Origin of the sequence: Campylobacter lari subsp. concheus (assembly GCF_008245025.1) — a bacterium.
Lineage (GTDB): Bacteria > Campylobacterota > Campylobacteria > Campylobacterales > Campylobacteraceae > Campylobacter_D > Campylobacter_D concheus.
Window position 1 is genome coordinate 246,728 of the sequence record NZ_CP043426.1, and the last position, 17,555, is coordinate 264,282.

The 17,555-nt window shown below is 30.9% G+C and carries 17 protein-coding genes and 1 tRNA gene; 16 read left to right on the plus strand and 2 right to left on the minus strand.

The window, feature by feature from the left end; genetic code table 11:
• Positions 1-2: 2 nt before the first annotated feature.
• The 4 genes from purB to feoB all read left to right on the plus strand — a co-directional run bounded on the left by purB (position 3) and on the right by feoB (position 5,058).
• Positions 3-1,367, plus strand: coding sequence for an adenylosuccinate lyase (gene purB, locus CLCT_RS01405; RefSeq protein WP_149062024.1), 1,365 nt, complete (start codon positions 3-5; stop codon positions 1,365-1,367).
• 6 nt (positions 1,368-1,373) lie between these two features.
• Complete coding sequence (locus CLCT_RS01410; RefSeq protein WP_149062025.1) at positions 1,374-2,714, plus strand: MmgE/PrpD family protein; 1,341 nt, start codon at positions 1,374-1,376, stop codon at positions 2,712-2,714.
• 92 nt (positions 2,715-2,806) lie between these two features.
• Positions 2,807-3,034 carry a FeoA family protein gene (locus tag CLCT_RS01415; protein WP_039668002.1) on the plus strand — a complete coding sequence of 76 codons (228 nt, stop codon included), beginning with the start codon at positions 2,807-2,809 and terminating at the stop codon, positions 3,032-3,034.
• A complete protein-coding gene (gene feoB, locus CLCT_RS01420) occupies positions 3,034-5,058 on the plus strand; it encodes a ferrous iron transport protein B (protein ID WP_149062026.1) in 2,025 nt (674 codons plus the stop codon). Before CLCT_RS01415 ends, feoB begins: the two co-directional genes overlap by 1 nt.
• A 15-nt stretch (positions 5,059-5,073) precedes the next feature.
• On the opposite strand, the gene tenA is transcribed toward feoB, so the two are convergent.
• On the minus strand, positions 5,074-5,739 hold the full coding sequence (tenA, locus tag CLCT_RS01425; protein WP_149062027.1) for a thiaminase II: 666 nt from the start codon (positions 5,737-5,739) through the stop codon (positions 5,074-5,076).
• A gap of 145 nt (positions 5,740-5,884) precedes the next feature.
• Here tenA and acpP point away from each other — a divergent pair, with 145 nt between their 5' ends.
• From acpP to CLCT_RS01445, 4 genes are all read left to right on the plus strand, one after another.
• On the plus strand, positions 5,885-6,118 hold the full coding sequence (gene acpP / locus CLCT_RS01430; protein ID WP_039617517.1) for an acyl carrier protein: 234 nt from the start codon (positions 5,885-5,887) through the stop codon (positions 6,116-6,118).
• Between the two features lie 26 nt (positions 6,119-6,144).
• Positions 6,145-7,359, plus strand: coding sequence for a beta-ketoacyl-ACP synthase II (locus CLCT_RS01435; protein WP_149062028.1), 1,215 nt, complete (start codon positions 6,145-6,147; stop codon positions 7,357-7,359).
• Position 7,360: 1 nt separating this feature from the next.
• A complete protein-coding gene (locus CLCT_RS01440) occupies positions 7,361-8,296 on the plus strand; it encodes an acetyl-CoA carboxylase carboxyltransferase subunit alpha (protein WP_149062029.1) in 936 nt (311 codons plus the stop codon).
• Positions 8,297-8,364: 68 nt separating this feature from the next.
• Positions 8,365-8,440, plus strand: a tRNA-Phe gene (locus CLCT_RS01445).
• Positions 8,441-8,443: 3 nt separating this feature from the next.
• On the opposite strand, the gene CLCT_RS01450 is transcribed toward CLCT_RS01445, so the two are convergent.
• Positions 8,444-9,241: a ferritin-like domain-containing protein gene (locus tag CLCT_RS01450; protein WP_149062030.1), complete on the minus strand. Its 798-nt coding sequence runs from the start codon at positions 9,239-9,241 to the stop codon at positions 8,444-8,446.
• Between the two features lie 80 nt (positions 9,242-9,321).
• Here CLCT_RS01450 and kpsM point away from each other — a divergent pair, with 80 nt between their 5' ends.
• The 8 genes from kpsM to CLCT_RS01490 are packed head-to-tail and all read left to right on the plus strand — an operon-like array spanning position 9,322 to position 17,554.
• Positions 9,322-10,098, plus strand: a complete 777-nt coding sequence (gene kpsM / locus CLCT_RS01455) for a capsule polysaccharide transporter KpsM (protein ID WP_149062031.1) — start codon at positions 9,322-9,324, stop codon at positions 10,096-10,098.
• On the plus strand, positions 10,095-10,766 hold the full coding sequence (locus tag CLCT_RS01460; protein ID WP_149062032.1) for an ABC transporter ATP-binding protein: 672 nt from the start codon (positions 10,095-10,097) through the stop codon (positions 10,764-10,766). The genes kpsM and CLCT_RS01460 overlap by 4 nt, the downstream gene beginning before the upstream one ends.
• Positions 10,756-11,871, plus strand: a complete 1,116-nt coding sequence (locus CLCT_RS01465; RefSeq protein ID WP_149062033.1) for a KpsE/RkpR family capsule polysaccharide export protein — start codon at positions 10,756-10,758, stop codon at positions 11,869-11,871. The genes CLCT_RS01460 and CLCT_RS01465 overlap by 11 nt, the downstream gene beginning before the upstream one ends.
• The gene (locus CLCT_RS01470) at positions 11,871-13,514 is read left to right on the plus strand and encodes a polysaccharide biosynthesis/export family protein (RefSeq protein ID WP_149062034.1); all 1,644 of its coding nucleotides are present in this window, start codon (positions 11,871-11,873) and stop codon (positions 13,512-13,514) included. Before CLCT_RS01465 ends, CLCT_RS01470 begins: the two co-directional genes overlap by 1 nt.
• An 8-nt stretch (positions 13,515-13,522) precedes the next feature.
• Positions 13,523-14,479 (plus strand): KpsF/GutQ family sugar-phosphate isomerase, encoded by a 957-nt coding sequence (locus CLCT_RS01475; RefSeq protein WP_394349068.1) that lies wholly within the window; start codon positions 13,523-13,525, stop codon positions 14,477-14,479.
• Positions 14,480-14,524: 45 nt separating this feature from the next.
• Positions 14,525-15,670 carry a non-hydrolyzing UDP-N-acetylglucosamine 2-epimerase gene (wecB, locus tag CLCT_RS01480; protein ID WP_149062035.1) on the plus strand — a complete coding sequence of 382 codons (1,146 nt, stop codon included), beginning with the start codon at positions 14,525-14,527 and terminating at the stop codon, positions 15,668-15,670.
• Positions 15,666-16,913 (plus strand): UDP-N-acetyl-D-mannosamine dehydrogenase, encoded by a 1,248-nt coding sequence (wecC, locus tag CLCT_RS01485; protein WP_149062770.1) that lies wholly within the window; start codon positions 15,666-15,668, stop codon positions 16,911-16,913. Before wecB ends, wecC begins: the two co-directional genes overlap by 5 nt.
• Complete coding sequence (locus CLCT_RS01490) at positions 16,913-17,554, plus strand: class I SAM-dependent methyltransferase (protein WP_170230429.1); 642 nt, start codon at positions 16,913-16,915, stop codon at positions 17,552-17,554. The genes wecC and CLCT_RS01490 overlap by 1 nt, the downstream gene beginning before the upstream one ends.
• The last annotated feature ends 1 nt before the right edge of the window (position 17,555 follow it).

Sequence of the window (17,555 nt, forward strand, 5' to 3'; positions counted from 1 at the left end):
ACATGGGTGTGAGTGTATTTGATATGAGGTTGCTTCAAGATTCTTGGAGTACCTCTGCAATGAGAGCTATTTTTAGCGAAGAAAATAGAATTCAAAAATGGCTTGATGTAGAAGCTGCCCTAGCAAAAGCTCAAGCAAAACTTGGCATTATCCCTAATGAAGCAGCTGTAGAAATAGCTAAAAAAGCGCATTATAAATTTATGGATATGGATTTTATTTTTGCTGAGTTTAAAAAGACCAAACACCCTTTAGTACCTACTGTACGTGGTTTGGAAAAAGCTTGCGAAAATGGTCTTGGTGAATATGTACATTTTGGTGTAACAACGCAAGATATCATTGATACAGGTATAGTTTTACAATTTAAAGAAGCTATGGCTTTAATCAAGCAAGATTTAAAAGATATAGCTAAAAATTTAGCAAAAATCGCAAAAGAACATAAAAACACTGCAATGATGGGAAGAACTTTAGCTTTACAAGCTTTACCTATAACTTTTGGACATAAAGTTGCAATTTGGCTTAGTGAGCTTAATCGCCACTATGAAAGAATTATTGAACTTGAAAAAAGATTATATGTAGGATTAATCGTAGGTGCAGTGGGAACTAAAGCAAGCTTAAGTGATAAGGCTAATGAAGTAGAAAAACTTACTTTAGAAAGTTTAGGTTTAGAAGTTCCTGATATCTCATGGCAACCAGCAAGAGATCGTTTTATTGAGCTTGGTTATGTTTTAGGCAATATCAATGCAACCTTTAACAAAATAGCACATCAACTTTTAATCTTAGCTCATAATGAAATCGATGAAATTGCTGAGCCTTTTGGAAAAGGTCAAGTGGGAAGCTCTACTATGCCTCATAAAAGAAATCCTGCAGTAAGTGAAAATGCAGTGACTGTAAGTAATGCTTTAAGAGCTAATATTGCAATTTTAAGCGATATAGAAAGACATGAGCATGAAAGAGATGGTCAAGTATGGAAAATGGAATGGAAGCTTTTACCAGAAGCATTTTTAATGCTTTCAGTAGTATTAGCAAATATGAAATTCGTCTTTGATGATTTAGAAGTTAAAAAAGACAAAATGTTAAAAAATCTTGATACGCTTAATGGTTTTGTATTAGCAGAACGCGTGATGTTTGCTTTGAGTGATCATTATGGTAAACAACATGCACATGAAATTGTTTATGAAAATGCTATGAGAGGTATAGAAAATCATAAAACTTTCAAAGAAGTTTTACTTGAAGATGAGCGCGTGAGTAAGGTTTTAAGTGAAAAGGATATTGATGTTTTAATGGATGCTACAACTTATGTAGGTTATGCACCAAAATTAGTTGACGAGTTCTTAGAAAAAATCGCTAATGCACAAATTCTAAAGTAGGAAAAAATGTATTTAAGTGAAAAACTAGCCGAATTTATCGCAAATTTAGACTATGAAACTATTCCTAGTGAAGTAAAACAAAGAGCAAAAGAGCTTATGCTTGATGCACTAGGAACAGCCCTAGCTGCTAAAAATGAAGCTTGTGTTTTAAATGCGACTAAGGCCTTTGAAGCTTTAAGTGTAAATCCTAGTGAAAAAAATTGGAGTGGGGATAAAAAGCTTGATATAATTTATGCTGCGATGGTAAATGCTATTGCAGCACATGCCCTTGATTTTGATGATACTCATACTGAAGCTATTTTGCACGCTAGTGCTATTTTAACTCCGCTTTGTTTAACTTATGGATTTAGTGTAAGTAAAGATGGAAAAAAAGTTTTAAAAGCCTTTATTGTTGGTTGGGAAATTGCTGCTAGAGTGGGTATAGCAAGCAAAGGAAGTTTCCATAAACGTGGCTTTCATACTACAGCTATAGCGGGAATTTTTGGTAGTGTAGCTGCAAATTGTGTTTTACTTGATTTAAACAGAGAGCAAATCATCAATGCGTTAGGTTTAGCAGGAAGTTTTGCAAGTGGGGTAAATGAGTTTTTATCTAATGGATCTAATTCCAAAGTTTTACATATAGCTAATGCTTTGAAAAATGGAATTTTAGTAGCAAATTTCGCAAAAGCTAATATGAGTGGTCCTTTGAGTATATTTGAAGGAAGGGATAATATTTTTAGAACTTTTGGCTTAGAAGATGAGTGTGATAAAAATGAACTTTGTAAGGGTTTGAATGAAATTTGGCAAGTAATGCAAGTTTCGTTAAAACCTTATCCAAGTTGTCATTTTGCACATGGACTTATTGATTGTGCTATGAGTTTAAGGAGCGATGGCTTAAAAGCACAAGATATTAAAAGTATACATTGTTTTGTAGATGAGGTGCCAATTTCATTTATCTGTGATCCAATAGAAGCAAAATACACTCCACAAAGTGCTTATGCGGCCAAGTTTTCCATGCCTTTTTTAATGGCTTTAGCATTTTTTGATGGTAAAATTACTTTAAAATCTTATGAAGATTTAAATAGAGCTGAACTAATAGAATTTGCTAAAAAAATTAGCTATGAGAAGAGAAAATCTAGCGGTTTTCCTAAATACTTTCCAGGGCATTTAGAAGCTGTTTTAAATGATGGAAGAATAATTAAAAAAGATGTACTGATTAATAAAGGAAATTTTGATAATCCTTTAAGTTTTGATGAATTAAAAGATAAATTTCTTTCTAATGCTAGCATAGCACTTTCTTTAGAAAAGGCTGATGAATTAGTCAAAAAGCTTCAAAATTTAGAAAATCTAAATGATTTTGATTTCTAGCAATCTCATTTTTTGAGATTGCTTATTATTTTAAAAAATAAATAATTTAATTTTTTATATAATGTTTTATCTTAGTTTTTGTAAGGAAAAACATGACTTTAGATGCATTAAAAGATAATGAAGAAGCTATTATAGTAGGCTTTGAAGCAGATAAACAACTCCAATCAAGACTTTTTAGTTTTGGTTTTGCAAAAAACAAAAAAGTTAAAAAAATTCGCTCTTCTATTGCAAATTCTACTATTATGGTAGAACTTGATACAACTTGCGTGATTTTACGCTCAAGTGAAGCAAAAATAATACAAATTTCAAAAGAGTTTTAATGAAAAAAATCATCATTGCTTTAGTAGGTCAGCCAAATGTTGGTAAAAGTTTATTAATTAACGCACTTTGCAAAGCTAATATGAAAGTTGGAAATTTTAGCGGTGTTACAGTTGAAAAAGCTGAGGCTAGATTAGTTTATAAAAATTATGAGTTTAAATTTATAGATTTACCAGGAACTTATGCATTAGATGGTTATAGCGAAGAAGAAAAAATTACAAAAGATTTTTTAAGAAAAGGCGAATTTGATCTTGTAGTAAATGTACTTGATTCTACAAATTTAGAGCGTAATTTGATTTTGAGTGCATCTTTAATAGATGCTAAAATCAAAATGATTATGGCTTTAAATATGCAAGATGAAGCTAAAAATGAAGGTTTTAGTATAGATTTTAAAATTTTATCCCAACTTCTAAATACACCTTGTCTTGGCGTGTGTGCTAAAACCAAAGAAAATCTAAATGTACTTTTGGATTTAATTATTTCAACCCATGAAGCTAAATTTGAAGCTAAAGAGCGTGTTTATAGTGATATTATAGAAGAAGAACTTGCAAAAATAAGTGGTTTTTTAAATCAAAATGAAATTACTTATTTAGATTTTTCTACAAAAGATTTAGCACTTGCTTTACTTAAAAATGAAGCTAGTATAGTCATTTCACACGCTTTGAGAAAAATACTTGATGAAGCTTTGGAAAAAATTTATATGGCATATCATAGTAAAGATATAGAAAGTATTTTTAAAGAAGAGCTGATTGCTTTTGCAAATGGTATATGTGCTAAGGTTTTAAGCAAGGGTGTTAAGTATAAAAATCATACCAAGGAAATAGATTCTATTTTAATCAATAAATTTTTAGGAATTCCTATATTTTTGTTTTTTATGTGGGCTTTATTTCAACTAACCTTTACTTTAGGTCAAATCCCTATGGATTATATAGAAATATTTTTTGCTAATTTAGGTGATATGGTAAAAAATAATATTAGCAATGAATTTATTGCTTCAGCCTTAGCTGATGGTGTTTTAGGTGGAGTTGGTGCGGTTATAACTTTTTTACCAAATATTATGATTTTATTTTTTGGCATAGCTTTGCTTGAAACAACTGGATATATGGCTAGGGTTGCGTTTTTATTAGATGGAATTTTATATAAATTTGGCTTACATGGTAAAAGTTTTATCCCTTTAATCACGGGTTTTGGCTGTTCAGTGCCTGCATTTATGGCTACAAGAACTTTAAAAAATAAAAAAGATAGATTATTAACTCTTTTTATTATTAATTTTATGAGTTGTGGCGCAAGGCTTCCTGTATATGTGCTTTTTGTTGGAGTGTTTTTTCCTGCTGATGTGGCGGGAAATTATCTTTTTGGGATTTATCTTTTGGGTGCATTTTTGGGTTTGATTGCAGCTAAAATTTTAAGAATGAGTGCTTTTAGAGGACAAGATGAACCCTTTGTAATGGAAATGCCAAAATATAGAATGCCAAATTGGAATTTAGTATGGTTTATGGTGCTTAACAAAGCCAAAATGTATTTAAAAAAAGCAGGAACATTTATTTTGATAGCTTCTTTGCTTATTTGGTTTGCAAGTAATTTTCCTACACAAGAAAATAATACTCAAGATGCTTTAACTCAAGAACTTCAGATAGAAAATAGTTATCTTGGACAATTTGGCAAGGCAATAGAGCCTATTTTTGCTCCACTTGGCTTTGATTGGAAACTTAGTGTATCTTTGGTAAGTGGTTTAGCTGCTAAAGAAGTGATGATTTCTACTATGGGTGTGCTTTATTCTTTAGGTGATGAAGTTGACGAGACAAGTTTAAATTTACAAGAAGCTATAAAAGAAAACATCCCTTTTAGCACAGCAGTTGCTTTTATACTTTTTGTTATGATTTATAATCCTTGCTTTGCAGCAACTATAGTTTTTGCTAAAGAAGCAGGAAGTAAAAAATATGCATGGTATCTTTTTATATTTACATCTTTATGTGCGTATTTGGTTGCTTTTGTAGGGATTAATATTACTAAATTAATAATTTAATCATCTTTATGATGATTAAATTTCCATTTTTTGTTCTAAAGAGTGCTGCCAAAAGGCTGTTTCAAGTCTTACAGTGGTATAAAAAATTTCGTTTAATTTTTTAAATTTTTCTTCACTAATACTATTTGCATAAGAATTAAAAAAGTCTTTAAATTCTTTGATTTCATCTTGAAATTCTTTACCTGCATAGGTTAAAATCCATTCTTTATAAGGATGAATTTCTAAGCTTTTTTCATCAAGTCCTTTATAAATTTCTTCTCCTATGCATGCATAACCTATAGCACAAGCACTTAAGGCACACAGCATATCTAAATAATCTCCATTTTGTCCTACACTTAGTAAGTATCTTGTGTAAGCAATATTAGTTAAACTTTCATCTTTATAGTTTAGTTTTTCTACATCAATGCCTAGCTTTAAAATACTTCTGTGAAGCTCTAATTCTCCTTCTAAAGTATAGTTTTGATTTTTAATGGCAAATTGAATTTCTTTAGCATTGTTTGCATTTAAAGCAAGCAAAGCATAGCATTTTGCGTAATTGTTTAAAAAGATATAATCTTGTTTAAGATAAAACAAAAATACATCTTTTTCTAAAGTGCTATTTTGAAGTTTTTTTACAAATTCATGATGGATGTATTGATTCCAAATTTTTTTATTTTCTTTTATAAGTTTATCTAAAAGCATAATTTTCCTTTGTTAAAAATTAAGCTTTTATTTAAACACAGATAATTAAATTTTTCGTAATAATCTTTAATTTTTAACTTTTTAAACAAGAAATTTATTTTTTTATTGTAAAATGTGGTTTAATTTTTTAAACTAGGAGATAAAAATGGCAATTTTTGATGATGTAAAAAAAGTAGTTGTTGAGCAACTTAGTGTTGATGAAGATGCGGTTAAAATGGAATCTAAAATCATTGAAGATTTAGGTGCAGATTCTTTAGATGTTGTTGAATTAGTTATGGCTTTAGAAGAAAAATTTGATGTAGAAATTCCAGACAGTGATGCTGAAAAACTAGTAAAAATTGAAGATGTTGTTAATTATATAGAAAATCTTCAAAAATAATTTTAATTTCTAATAAGGAGTGCGGTTTGAAACGCGTTGTAGTAACAGGTATAGGAATGATCAATGCCCTTGGTTTAGACAAAGATAGCTCATTTAAAGCAATTTGTGATGGTAAAAGTGGCGTTGATAAAATCACTCTTTTTGATACCACTGATTTTCCAGTGCAAATTGCTGCTGAAGTAAAAAATTTTGATCCTTTAAGTGTTTGTGATGCTAAAGAGGTTAAAAAAATAGATCGTTTTATACAACTTGGTATTAAAGCAGCAAGAGAAGCTATGGAAGATGCTAAATTTGATGAAACTTTAAACAAAGAAGAATTTGGTGTAGTTTCAGCAGCTGGTATAGGTGGTTTACCAAATATAGAAAAAAATTCCGTTACTTGCGCACAGCGTGGACCACGTAAAATTACTCCTTTTTTTATACCATCAGCTTTAGTTAATATGCTTGGTGGGATCATTTCAATCGAGCATGGATTGCAAGGACCAAATATCTCATGTGTAACTGCTTGTGCAGCAGGAACTCATGCTATAGGTGAAGCTTATAAAAGCATAGCCTTGGGCAATGCAGATAAAATGCTTGTAGTAGGTGCTGAAGCAGCCATTTGTGCTGTAGGTATAGGTGGCTTTGCTGCCATGAAAGCTCTTTCTACTAGAAATGATGATCCAGCTAAGGCTTCAAGACCATTTGACAAAGAAAGAGATGGTTTTGTGATGGGTGAGGGTGCTGGTGCTTTAGTGTTTGAAGAGTATGAGGCTGCTAAAAAACGTGGAGCTAAGATTTATGCTGAGTTGGTAGGTTTTGGTGAAAGTGCAGATGCGCATCATATTACTTCACCTACTTTAGAAGGGCCATTGCGTGCTATGAAAAAAGCTTTAAAAATGGCAGGAAATCTAAAAGTAGATTATATTAATGCACACGGAACTTCTACTCCGGTAAATGATAAAAATGAAACAGCAGCAATTAAAGAGCTTTTTAAAGATCAAATTCCTTTAATCAGTTCTACAAAAGGTCAAACAGGTCATTGCTTGGGTGCTGCTGGTGCTATTGAGGCTGTTATTTCTTTAATGGCGCTTGATCAAGGTATATTGCCACCAACTATCAATCAAATCGTAGCAGATGAAAATTGTGATCTTGATTATATACCAAATACTGCAAGAAAAAGTGAAGTTAATGTCGTAATGAGCAATTCTTTTGGTTTTGGTGGGACAAATGGTTGTGTGATTTTCAAAAAAGTAGATTAATATGGCTTCTTATTTAGATTTTGAAAAAAATATTCAGCAAATTGATGAAGATTTAGCAAATGCTAAAATCAAAGGTGATGATGAAGCGGTAAAAATTTTAGAAAAAAATCTTGAAAAAGAAACTCAAAAAGTTTATAAAAATTTAAGCGATTATCAACGCTTACAGCTTGCAAGACATCCTGATCGTCCTTATGCACTTGATTATATCCAAGCTATATTAAGCGATGCTTATGAAATTCATGGCGATCGTGCTTTTAGAGATGATCCTGCTATTGTGTGTTATGCAGGTTATATAGGTGGTAAAAAAGTTATTGTTATAGGTGAGCAAAAAGGTAGAGGTACTAAAGATAAACTTCATAGAAATTTTGGTATGCCTCATCCTGAAGGTTATAGAAAAGCCTTAAGAGTAGCAAAAATAGCTGAGAAATTTGACATACCGGTGTTATTTTTAGTAGATACTCCAGGTGCTTACCCGGGAGTGGGTGCTGAAGAGCGTGGTCAAAGTGAAGCTATAGCTAGAAATTTATATGAGTTAAGTGCCCTTAAAACAATCACTATAGCAGTAGTTATAGGCGAAGGTGGAAGTGGTGGTGCTTTAGCCATAGGAGTAGCTGATAAACTTGCTATGATGAAAAATTCAGTTTTTTCTGTGATTTCACCTGAGGGTTGTGCTGCTATTTTATGGAATGATCCGTCAAAAAGTGAAGCTGCAACTAAAGCAATGAAAGTAACTGCTGATGATTTAAAAACTCAGGGTTTAATTGATGATGTCATCGATGAGCCTATAAGTGGAGCTCATAGAGATAAAGAAAATGCTATTAAAAATTTAAGTGATTATGTAGTAAAAGCTATAGAAGAATTAGAACAATACGATAAGCGTGAGTTGGCAGCATTAAGAATGCAAAAGATCTTTAAATTTGGAGCTTTTTCTGAATGATTTGCATTTTTATGCAAATTTCAACTTTTTTTAAAAAAACTATTGTATAATTACAACTTCAATTCAGTGGTTGGATAGCTCAGTCGGTAGAGCAGCAGACTGAAAATCTGCGTGTCGGCAGTTCGATTCTGCCTCTAACCACCATCTTCATTTTCTATTGTAAAATTCATCTAATTCTTGAAGTTCATTTTCATTAAATCCTGCTTGGATTCTAGCTGTTTTGTTATATACTTTTCCTAAAAGATTAAATTCTTTATATTTTATACAAAGATTGATATAATTATCATTTTCTTTTTTGGCATAATTCCACCAAAAATCCCCTTTATTTACATGTTTTATTTCGTCATTTAATATAATGGTAAAAATTTCATTGAATAAACTTTTTATAGGATGATTAGTTGTGCTTAACTTTTCTAAAACAAAAGGATTAGCATCAAGTCCTTTAGCTTCAAGTCCTCTATGCACTATACCCATTCTGTGAGCAAGATTATCTTTGGTCAAAAATAAAGCTTTTTCAAGATTATCATGAGCATGGAAATCTCCATATTTAAAACCAAGTTCATTTAAAGTTTTTTCTAAAAGTAAAAAATGCTTAATTTCTTCATCTGCTACTTCAAGCCAATCTTGATAAAATTTCAATGGCAAGTTTTTAAATCTATAACTAGCATCCAAGGCTAAGTTTATAGCACTATATTCTATATGTGCAACTGAATGTAATATTTTTGCTAAAGATAAAGTGCTATTTGCCTCTTTTGGACGCCTTATTTTCATAGGATGAAGGATTTTAACTTGTGAGTTTTCGCAAATGATCGCTTCATGGAAATGATTAAAATCATACAAATTAGTTTTAAAATTTTCGTAAAATTCATTAAATAGTTCAATTTTTTCAAAAGTATTTTTATGATATAAAATTTTTTCTAATTCCTCAAAGAAATTTCTTTTCATTTTAAACCTTATTAAATATTATATAAGATAAAAAAGTATAATATAAAAATTTTGAAAATTTAAAAAGGTTTGCTAAAAATATGTTTAATGTCATACATGCTCTTTTTTTTAGAGAGTTAAAGACAAGATTTGGTATTAATAAATATTTGGGCTATTTCTGGGTAATCGGTGAGCCTATGATGGTAGTTTTGGTAATTACTTCTCTCGTGGCAGCTATTAGAGAATTTCATCATCAAATTATGCCTGAGGGCGTTTCTATCTTTTTATTTTTAGCAGTAGGAATTATACCATTTTTTATGTTTAGAAGTATTATTAATCAGCTTTTAAATGGTATAGGTGCAAATTTGGCGCTATATGCTTACAAGCCAGTAAGACCTATACATGTATTTATTGCTAGAACTATGCTTGAGTTTTGCATTTATTTTACTATTTTTATTTGTGTAATGTTTTTAGCGGGTTGGTTTTTACATATGCAAGTTATACCTAAGCATTTTTTAGAAGTGATGTTTTCACTTTTTTTGCTTGTAGTGTTTGGTTTTGCTATGGGGATGTGTTTTGCTATAGCGGGACATTTTGCGGAACCTTTAAAAATGGCATTGGGTTATTTAAATGCTATTTTATATTGGACTTCCTTGGTGGTATTTCCTGTGTGGGTAGTTCCAAAACCTATTTTAGATATTTTATATTATAATCCATTTTTGCATATTATGGAACTTTTAAAATATAATTTTTTTCAAAATTATCCATTACTTGATGATTATAATTATTACTATCCTATTGTATGTTTGAGTGTGATTTTATTTCTAGGTTTGTTTTTTTACTATTTTACTAGAGAAAAGTTGATAGCAGTACGATGATAAAATTAGTTAATTTAACCAAATCTTTTCCTTTGCGCAATGGTGGAAGGCATTATGTCTTTAAGAATTTAAGTTTTGAATTTCCTGAAAATTGCAGTATAGGTTTAATGGGACGCAATGGTGCTGGAAAATCAACCTTAATGAAGCTTTTAAGTGGTTCCTTGCTTCCTGATAGAGGTAGGATTATAACTAATAAAAAACTGTCTTGGCCTTTAGGCTTAGCAGGTGCGTTTCAACACAGACTTTCAGCAAGAGATAATGCACGCTTTGTGGCTAGAGTATATGGCTATAAAGGAAAGGCTTTGGAAGAAAAGATTAAATTTGTTGAAGATTTTGCTGAGCTTGGTAAATTTTTTGATGAGCCTATGAATACTTACTCAGCAGGTATGAGTGCTAGGATATCTTTTGGCTTAAGTATGGCGTTTGATTTTGATTATTATTTAATCGATGAAGCAGGTGCTGTAGGAGATCCTAAATTCAAAAAGAAAAGCTCTAAAGTCTATAAAGAAAAACTAAGCCAGTCAAAAGTTATCATGGTTTCACATAATGTAGCTGAAATTAAACAATGGTGTGATAAAATTATATTCATGCAAGATGGACAAGCTACTATATATGATGATGTAGATGAGGGTATAGCGGTGTATCAAGGAAAAATAAATGCAAAATGACTTATTAAAAAAGTTTAAAAATTTAAAGATACTTAATTCTTTTAAAATAGTATTGATTTTAACAGCATTTGTTATAATTTATTATATTTTTATAGCAGCAAATCGTTATGTAAGTGAAAGTGTTTTGAGCGTGAAATCAACCACAGGAGATAGTGGTGCTATTACTGGAATTGCTGCATTTTTAACTAATAATTCTTTTTCAAGTGATGATATAAATTATTTAAAATCTTATATTCATTCATTGGATATGTTAAATATCTTAGAAGAAAAAATTCAAATTCGTGAGTTATATGAAAAACAAAAACTTGATTTTTTTTATAGTATTTCTTCATCTGCTAATCAAGAGGATTTTTTAAAGTATTATCAAAACCGTGTTAAGGTTACTCAGGAAAACTCAGCCAATGGTCTTTTACGTGTAGAAGTTGAAGGTTTTGACCCGCAAAGCGCGCATTTAATAGCTTCAACTATAGTTAAAGAAAGTGAAAAATTTATCAATGAAATTTCACACAAAGCTGCAAGAGATCAAATGCAATTTGCCGAAGAAGAGCTTTTGCAGTTTAAAAAAAGATATCAAAAGGCCAAAGATGAGCTTTTAGCTTTTCAAAATAAATATGGGGTATTTGATCCACTTAAACAGGCAGAAGGCACCCTAAAACTCATAGCTGAACTTGAATCGAAAATAGCAGCCAAAGAAGCTGAACTTTTGATGATGCAAAGTTATATTAATGATAATGCACCGCAAATTGTCACTATAAAAAGTGAAATCACAGCTTTAAAAAAACAACTTCAAAAAGAAAAATCCAAAGTTTCATCCCCAAAATCCTCTCAAAAACTTAATGATCTTGCAGCTAAATTTCAAGATCTAACCATAGAGACAGGTTTTGCAGAAAGTGCTTACACAGCTGCTTTAAAAGCTTATGAGAGTGCTAGAATAGAGGCCTTAAGAAAGATAAAGCAGGTAGTTATAGTGCAAAGTCCAAGTTTACCTCAAAGTGCTAAATATCCAGAAGCTTTATATAATATACTCACAGCTTTTATGATTTTATCTTTGGTTTATGGAATTGTTAAATTTATTAAAATGATTATAGAGGAGCATAGATACTAATGAAAAAGATATTTTTATTTTTACTTTTACCTTTGTTTTTATTTTCAGCGGTAGATGTTTCTCAAATTGCAAAAACACAAGCAGATGGTATAAAGCAAATCCAAGACAAAGAATTGCTACAAAGTGATTTAAATAAAACAGCAATCATAAATACTAAAGTATTTGGTGCGCATTTATTTAGTGGTAATTTTACTAAATTTACTCAACATGTTTATAATCCTGATTATAAATTAACAGTGGGCGATAGGATTAATATAAAAATTTGGGGTGCAGTAGAATTTATACAAACTTTAACAGTAGACTCTCAAGGAAATATTTTTATACCTAAAGTAGGTGCTATTAATCTTTTAGGTGTGAAAAATAGTGCTTTAGTGCAAGTTATCACAAAAGCTATTAATAAAATCTATAAAAGCAATGTCTATGTATATGCGGATATGGATATTTATCAAAATGTATCAGTTTTTGTTACAGGAAATGTAAATCAACCCGGTCTTTATCAAGGATTAAGTTCAGATTCTATCATACAGTATTTAGATAAAGCAAGTGGAATTAATTTAGAATATGGTAGTTTTAGAGATATTCAAATTTTAAGAGATAATAAAGTCATTAAAAAAGTAGATTTATATGACTTTTTACTTAAAGGCCAACTTGATCTTTTTCCTTTTAGAATGGGTGATGTGATTTTAGTGGGTAGTGTGCAAAAGTATGTTTTTGTAGAAGGAGATGTGCAAAAGCCTTTTAGATTTGAGCTCAGTAATGATATTTTAAATTTAGAAGATATAGCAAGGGTTGCAGGAGCTAAGCCTATAGTTACTAATGCTGTGGTAAAAAGTTACAGAGATGATCATAAATTGCACGTAGATGCTTACAGCAAAAAGCAGTTTTTAGGTGTGAAATTATATAATGGTGATGAGATAGAGTTTAGACCTGATTATACTGCGCAAAATATTAGCATTAGCATAGAAGGTGAGCATAATGGTTTGCACTCGGTGGTGATAAAAAAAGGCACAACTTTAGCTGAACTTGCTAAAATGATTACAATTAATGATCAATCAAACATTAATGCCTTACAGGTTTTTAGAAAAAGTGTAGCAGCTACTCAAAAACAGCTTATTGAGGCTCAACTTAAGGAGCTTGAAACGCTAGCTCTAACAAGCTCTTCAGTAAATGCTGAGCAAGCTAGCATTAGAGCTACTCAAGCTAAGACGATTTTAGAATTTATTGCGCGTGCAAAGCAAGCTCAGCCAAAAGGACAAATCGTTATAGATAGTGTCAAAGCGTATAATTCTATAGTATTAGAAGAAGGTGATGTGGTAAATGTACCTAGTAAAAATAATCTTGTTTTGGTTCAAGGTGAAGTTTCTATACCAGGTGCATTTGTGTATATGGATAAAGAAAAACTAAGATATTATATCAACTTAGCAGGTGGTTTTAGCGATAGGGCTGATATATCAAGAGTTTTAGTAATCAATGCTAATGGTAAAGCAACTAAATACAGTGGTAGAAGTTCAGCAGATATCAAAGCAGGAGATTCTATTTTAGTTTTACCAAAAGTAGATAGTCAGAATTTACAAATTTTTAGTATGTTAACACAAATTTTATATCAAATAGCTATTGCAACTAATGTAGTGTTAAATATATAGGAATTTAGATGAGCCAGATAGATGCGATTAAAATAGCCAAAGAAGTTTTTGAGATAGAATCAAAAACGATTTTAGATTTATGTGATAATTTAGATGAAGGTTTTAATAAAGCCATTGAGCTGATTTTGTCTATCAAAGGCAGATGTGTAGTAAGCGGAATGGGTAAGTCAGGCCATATAGGAGCTAAGATAGCTGCAACTTTGGCTAGCACAGGTACCCCGAGCTTTTTTATGCATCCAGGCGAAGCATTGCATGGAGATCTTGGTATGCTCACAAGCGAGGATGTGCTTTTGGCTATTTCAAATTCAGGAGAAACTGAAGAGGTTTTAAAACTCATACCAGTGATTAAAAAAAGAAAAATTCCTTTAATTGTTATGGCAGGAAATCAAAATTCTACTTTAGCTAAACAAGCAGATATTTTTATAAACATAGCAGTAAAAAAAGAAGCTTGCCCGCTTCAGCTTGCTCCTACTTCTTCTACCACGGCGACTTTAGCCATGGGTGATGCTATAGCAGTAGCTTTGATGAGGGCAAGGAAATTTAGACCTGATGATTTTGCTTTATTTCATCCAGGAGGAAGCTTAGGTAGAAAGCTTCTAACTAGAGTAGGTGATTTGATGGTGTCAAATAATCTACCTATAGTAAGCCCTGAGAGTGAATTTAATGAGCTAGTCGATGTGATGACTAGTGGTAAATTAGGACTTTGTATAGTACTTGAGAATGAAAAACTAGTTGGGATCATCACAGATGGTGATTTAAGAAGGGCTTTAAGAGCAAATGATAAGCCAAGGTTTGACTTTAAAGCCAAGGAAATTATGAGTGAAAAACCTAAAACTATAGAAGCAAGTGCTATGGCAAGTGAAGCAGAAGAGCTTATGCTAAAACATAAAATCAAAGAAATAGTTGTCACTCAAGATGAAAAAATAGTAGGTATTATACAACTTTATGCGATAGGAAATGTGTGATATTTTGATATATTAAAAAAATATAAAAAAAAGGATTTGGTTAAAATGAGAAAGGTTCTAGTTGTTTTTGGAACAAGACCAGAGGCTATAAAAATGGCTCCATTGGTCAAAATAATGGAAAATAGAAGTGATATAGATTTTAAAATTTGTGTGACTGCGCAACACAGGCAAATGCTAGATCAAATTTTAGATGTTTTTGATATTAAGCCAGATTATGATTTAAATATCATGAGTGAAAATCAAGATTTATATGATATTACATTTAAAATTCTTTGTGGTATGAAAAATGTATTGAATAATTTCAAACCAGACGTTGTTTTAGTACATGGAGATACAACAACAGCAAGCGCTACAGCATTGGCAGCTTTTTATCAAAAAATAAAAGTAGCACACATTGAAGCAGGGTTAAGGACTTATAATCTTTACAATCCTTGGCCAGAAGAGGCAAACAGACAAATTGTCGGTGTTTTATCAGGTATTCATTTTACTCCAACAACTAAGAGTGCTGAAAATCTTATAAAAGAAGGAAAGAATGAAAAGAATATTTTTGTTACTGGTAATACAGTTGTTGATGCATTATTTTATATGGTAGAAAAAATAAAAAATGATATAGTATTTAAGGCAAAAATTTTATCTTCTATCGAAAATGAATATAAAATAAGTGATAGTAGAAAATTTATTCTAGTTACAGGACATCGTAGAGAAAATTTTGGCGAAGGTTTTTCGCAAATTTGTGAAGCATTAAAAACTATAGCAATTAATAATTCAAATATTGACATAGTTTACCCTGTTCATTTGAATCCTAATGTGCAAAAACCTGTAAAAACACTTCTATCAAATATTTCTAATGTTTACTTAATAAATCCTCTTAGGTATGAGGAGTTTGTATATCTTATGTCAAATTGTTATTTTATCATTACAGATTCTGGTGGTGTACAGGAAGAAGCTCCTAGTCTTGGAAAACCTGTATTGGTAATACGTGAAACAACGGAAAGACCAGAAGCAGTAGAAGCTGAAACAGTGAAGTTAGTGGGTACTTGTAAAAGTAGTATTGTTAAAGTAGCTCAAAAATTGATTGATGATGAAGATGAATATAATAAAATGAGTAAAGCAAGTAATCCTTATGGAGATGGTAAAGCATGTGAGAAAATTATAGAGATATTAATGAAAAAAGGAGATTGTTGTGATTAATAATTTTAATAAAGTGTGCATAATAGGCCTTGGATATATAGGTCTTCCTACAGCGGCTGTTTTTGCTAGTAGAAAAGTTAAAGTTTTGGGTGTAGACATAAATCAGCAAGCAGTAGATACTATAAATCAAGGTAAAATACATATTGTAGAACCTGAATTAGATATTTTGGTACATGCTGTTGTGAAAGATGGTTATCTTAAAGCAGCAACATTGCCAGATGAAGCAGATGCTTTTATCATCGCGGTACCAACTCCTTTTAAAGGGGAAGATCATGAGCCCAATTTGGATTACATTAAAGCAGCATCAAAATCAATAGCAAAAGTTTTAAAAAAAGGAAATTTAGTGGTTTTAGAGTCAACATCCCCAGTTGGAGCAACAGAACAAATGGCCAAATGGCTTGCAGATGAAAGACCTGATTTGACTTTTCCTCATCAGATTGGTGAGGAATCCGATATTAAAATAGCTCATTGCCCAGAAAGGGTTTTGCCTGGACAAGTTATAAGAGAACTTGTTGAAAATGATAGAATTATAGGAGGTATGACACAGCAATGCACAGAACAAGCAACAAAACTATATAAAATTTTTGTTCAAGGTGAATGCATTAAAACAAATGCTAGAACAGCAGAAATGGTAAAACTTACAGAAAATTCTTTTAGAGATGTAAATATAGCTTTTGCTAATGAATTATCTATTTTGTGTGATAAATTAGATATAAATGTATGGGAGCTTATAAAACTTGCTAACCGTCATCCTAGAGTAAATATCTTACAACCTGGTTGTGGAGTTGGTGGACATTGTATCGCGGTAGATCCGTGGTTTATAGTGCATCAAAATCCAAATGAAGCTAAAATGATAAAAACAGCTAGAGAGGTTAACGATAATAAACCAAATTTTGTTATACAAAAAATTAAAGAAAGAGTAAAAAGCATATCACAACCTAAAATTGCTTGTTTGGGTTTAGCGTTTAAACCAGATATTGATGATTTAAGAGAGTCTCCAGCTTTGGATATAGTTATTAAACTTGCAAATGAACGTGATAATCAAATATTAGCTGTAGAGCCAAACATAAAACAACTTCCATTAAAACTACAAGATAAAGTGAACATAGAATTGGTTTCTTTGGCACAAGCATTGGATAAAGCAGATATTGTTGTGATATTGGTTAAACATAGAGAGTTTGTACAAGTCCAAAATAACATTTCTTATAGGAAAAATATTTTAAATTTTTGTGGTAATTTATGATGAAAGATAATCTTATTGATTTTTGGAATCAAAGACATGAAAAATTGGGTCTGTATTCGGGAGGAGATAAAGGAATAAGTGACTATGAAAATTTTGAATTTTATATTCATAGACTATCAATGATTTTAAAATTGATTAGTAAATATTATATCGGAAAAAAATTATTAGAAGTTTTAGATGCAGGGTGTGGAAAAGGTTTTTTTTCTAATGGGATTTTTTCTTCAGGATATATTGTAAATGGAATAGATAGTAGTGCTAGTGCAATTAGTTTTTGTAAAGAAAATTATCCAGAAATTTTTTTTAAGCAAGATAATCTTGATAAATTTATTCTAGATAAGGCTTTTGATGTGATTATATGTATAGATGTGATGTTTCATATAGTAGAAGATAGTTTATGGGAAAATTCTGTAAAAAATTTAGCATATCATGCTAAAAATAATTCTATAATTATTATTTCTGATTATATAGATGCAACTGATAGCGAAAAAGCAATTGGTGAAAAAATCAAATATATTAAATACCGTAATAAAAAAAAATATAGTGAGATATTGGAACCGTTTGGATTTTTTTTGAAAAATACAGTTCCTTATGACATTTTATCAAATAAAAATAGTTTTATGGTTTTTCAAAGAAAAGGTTGAT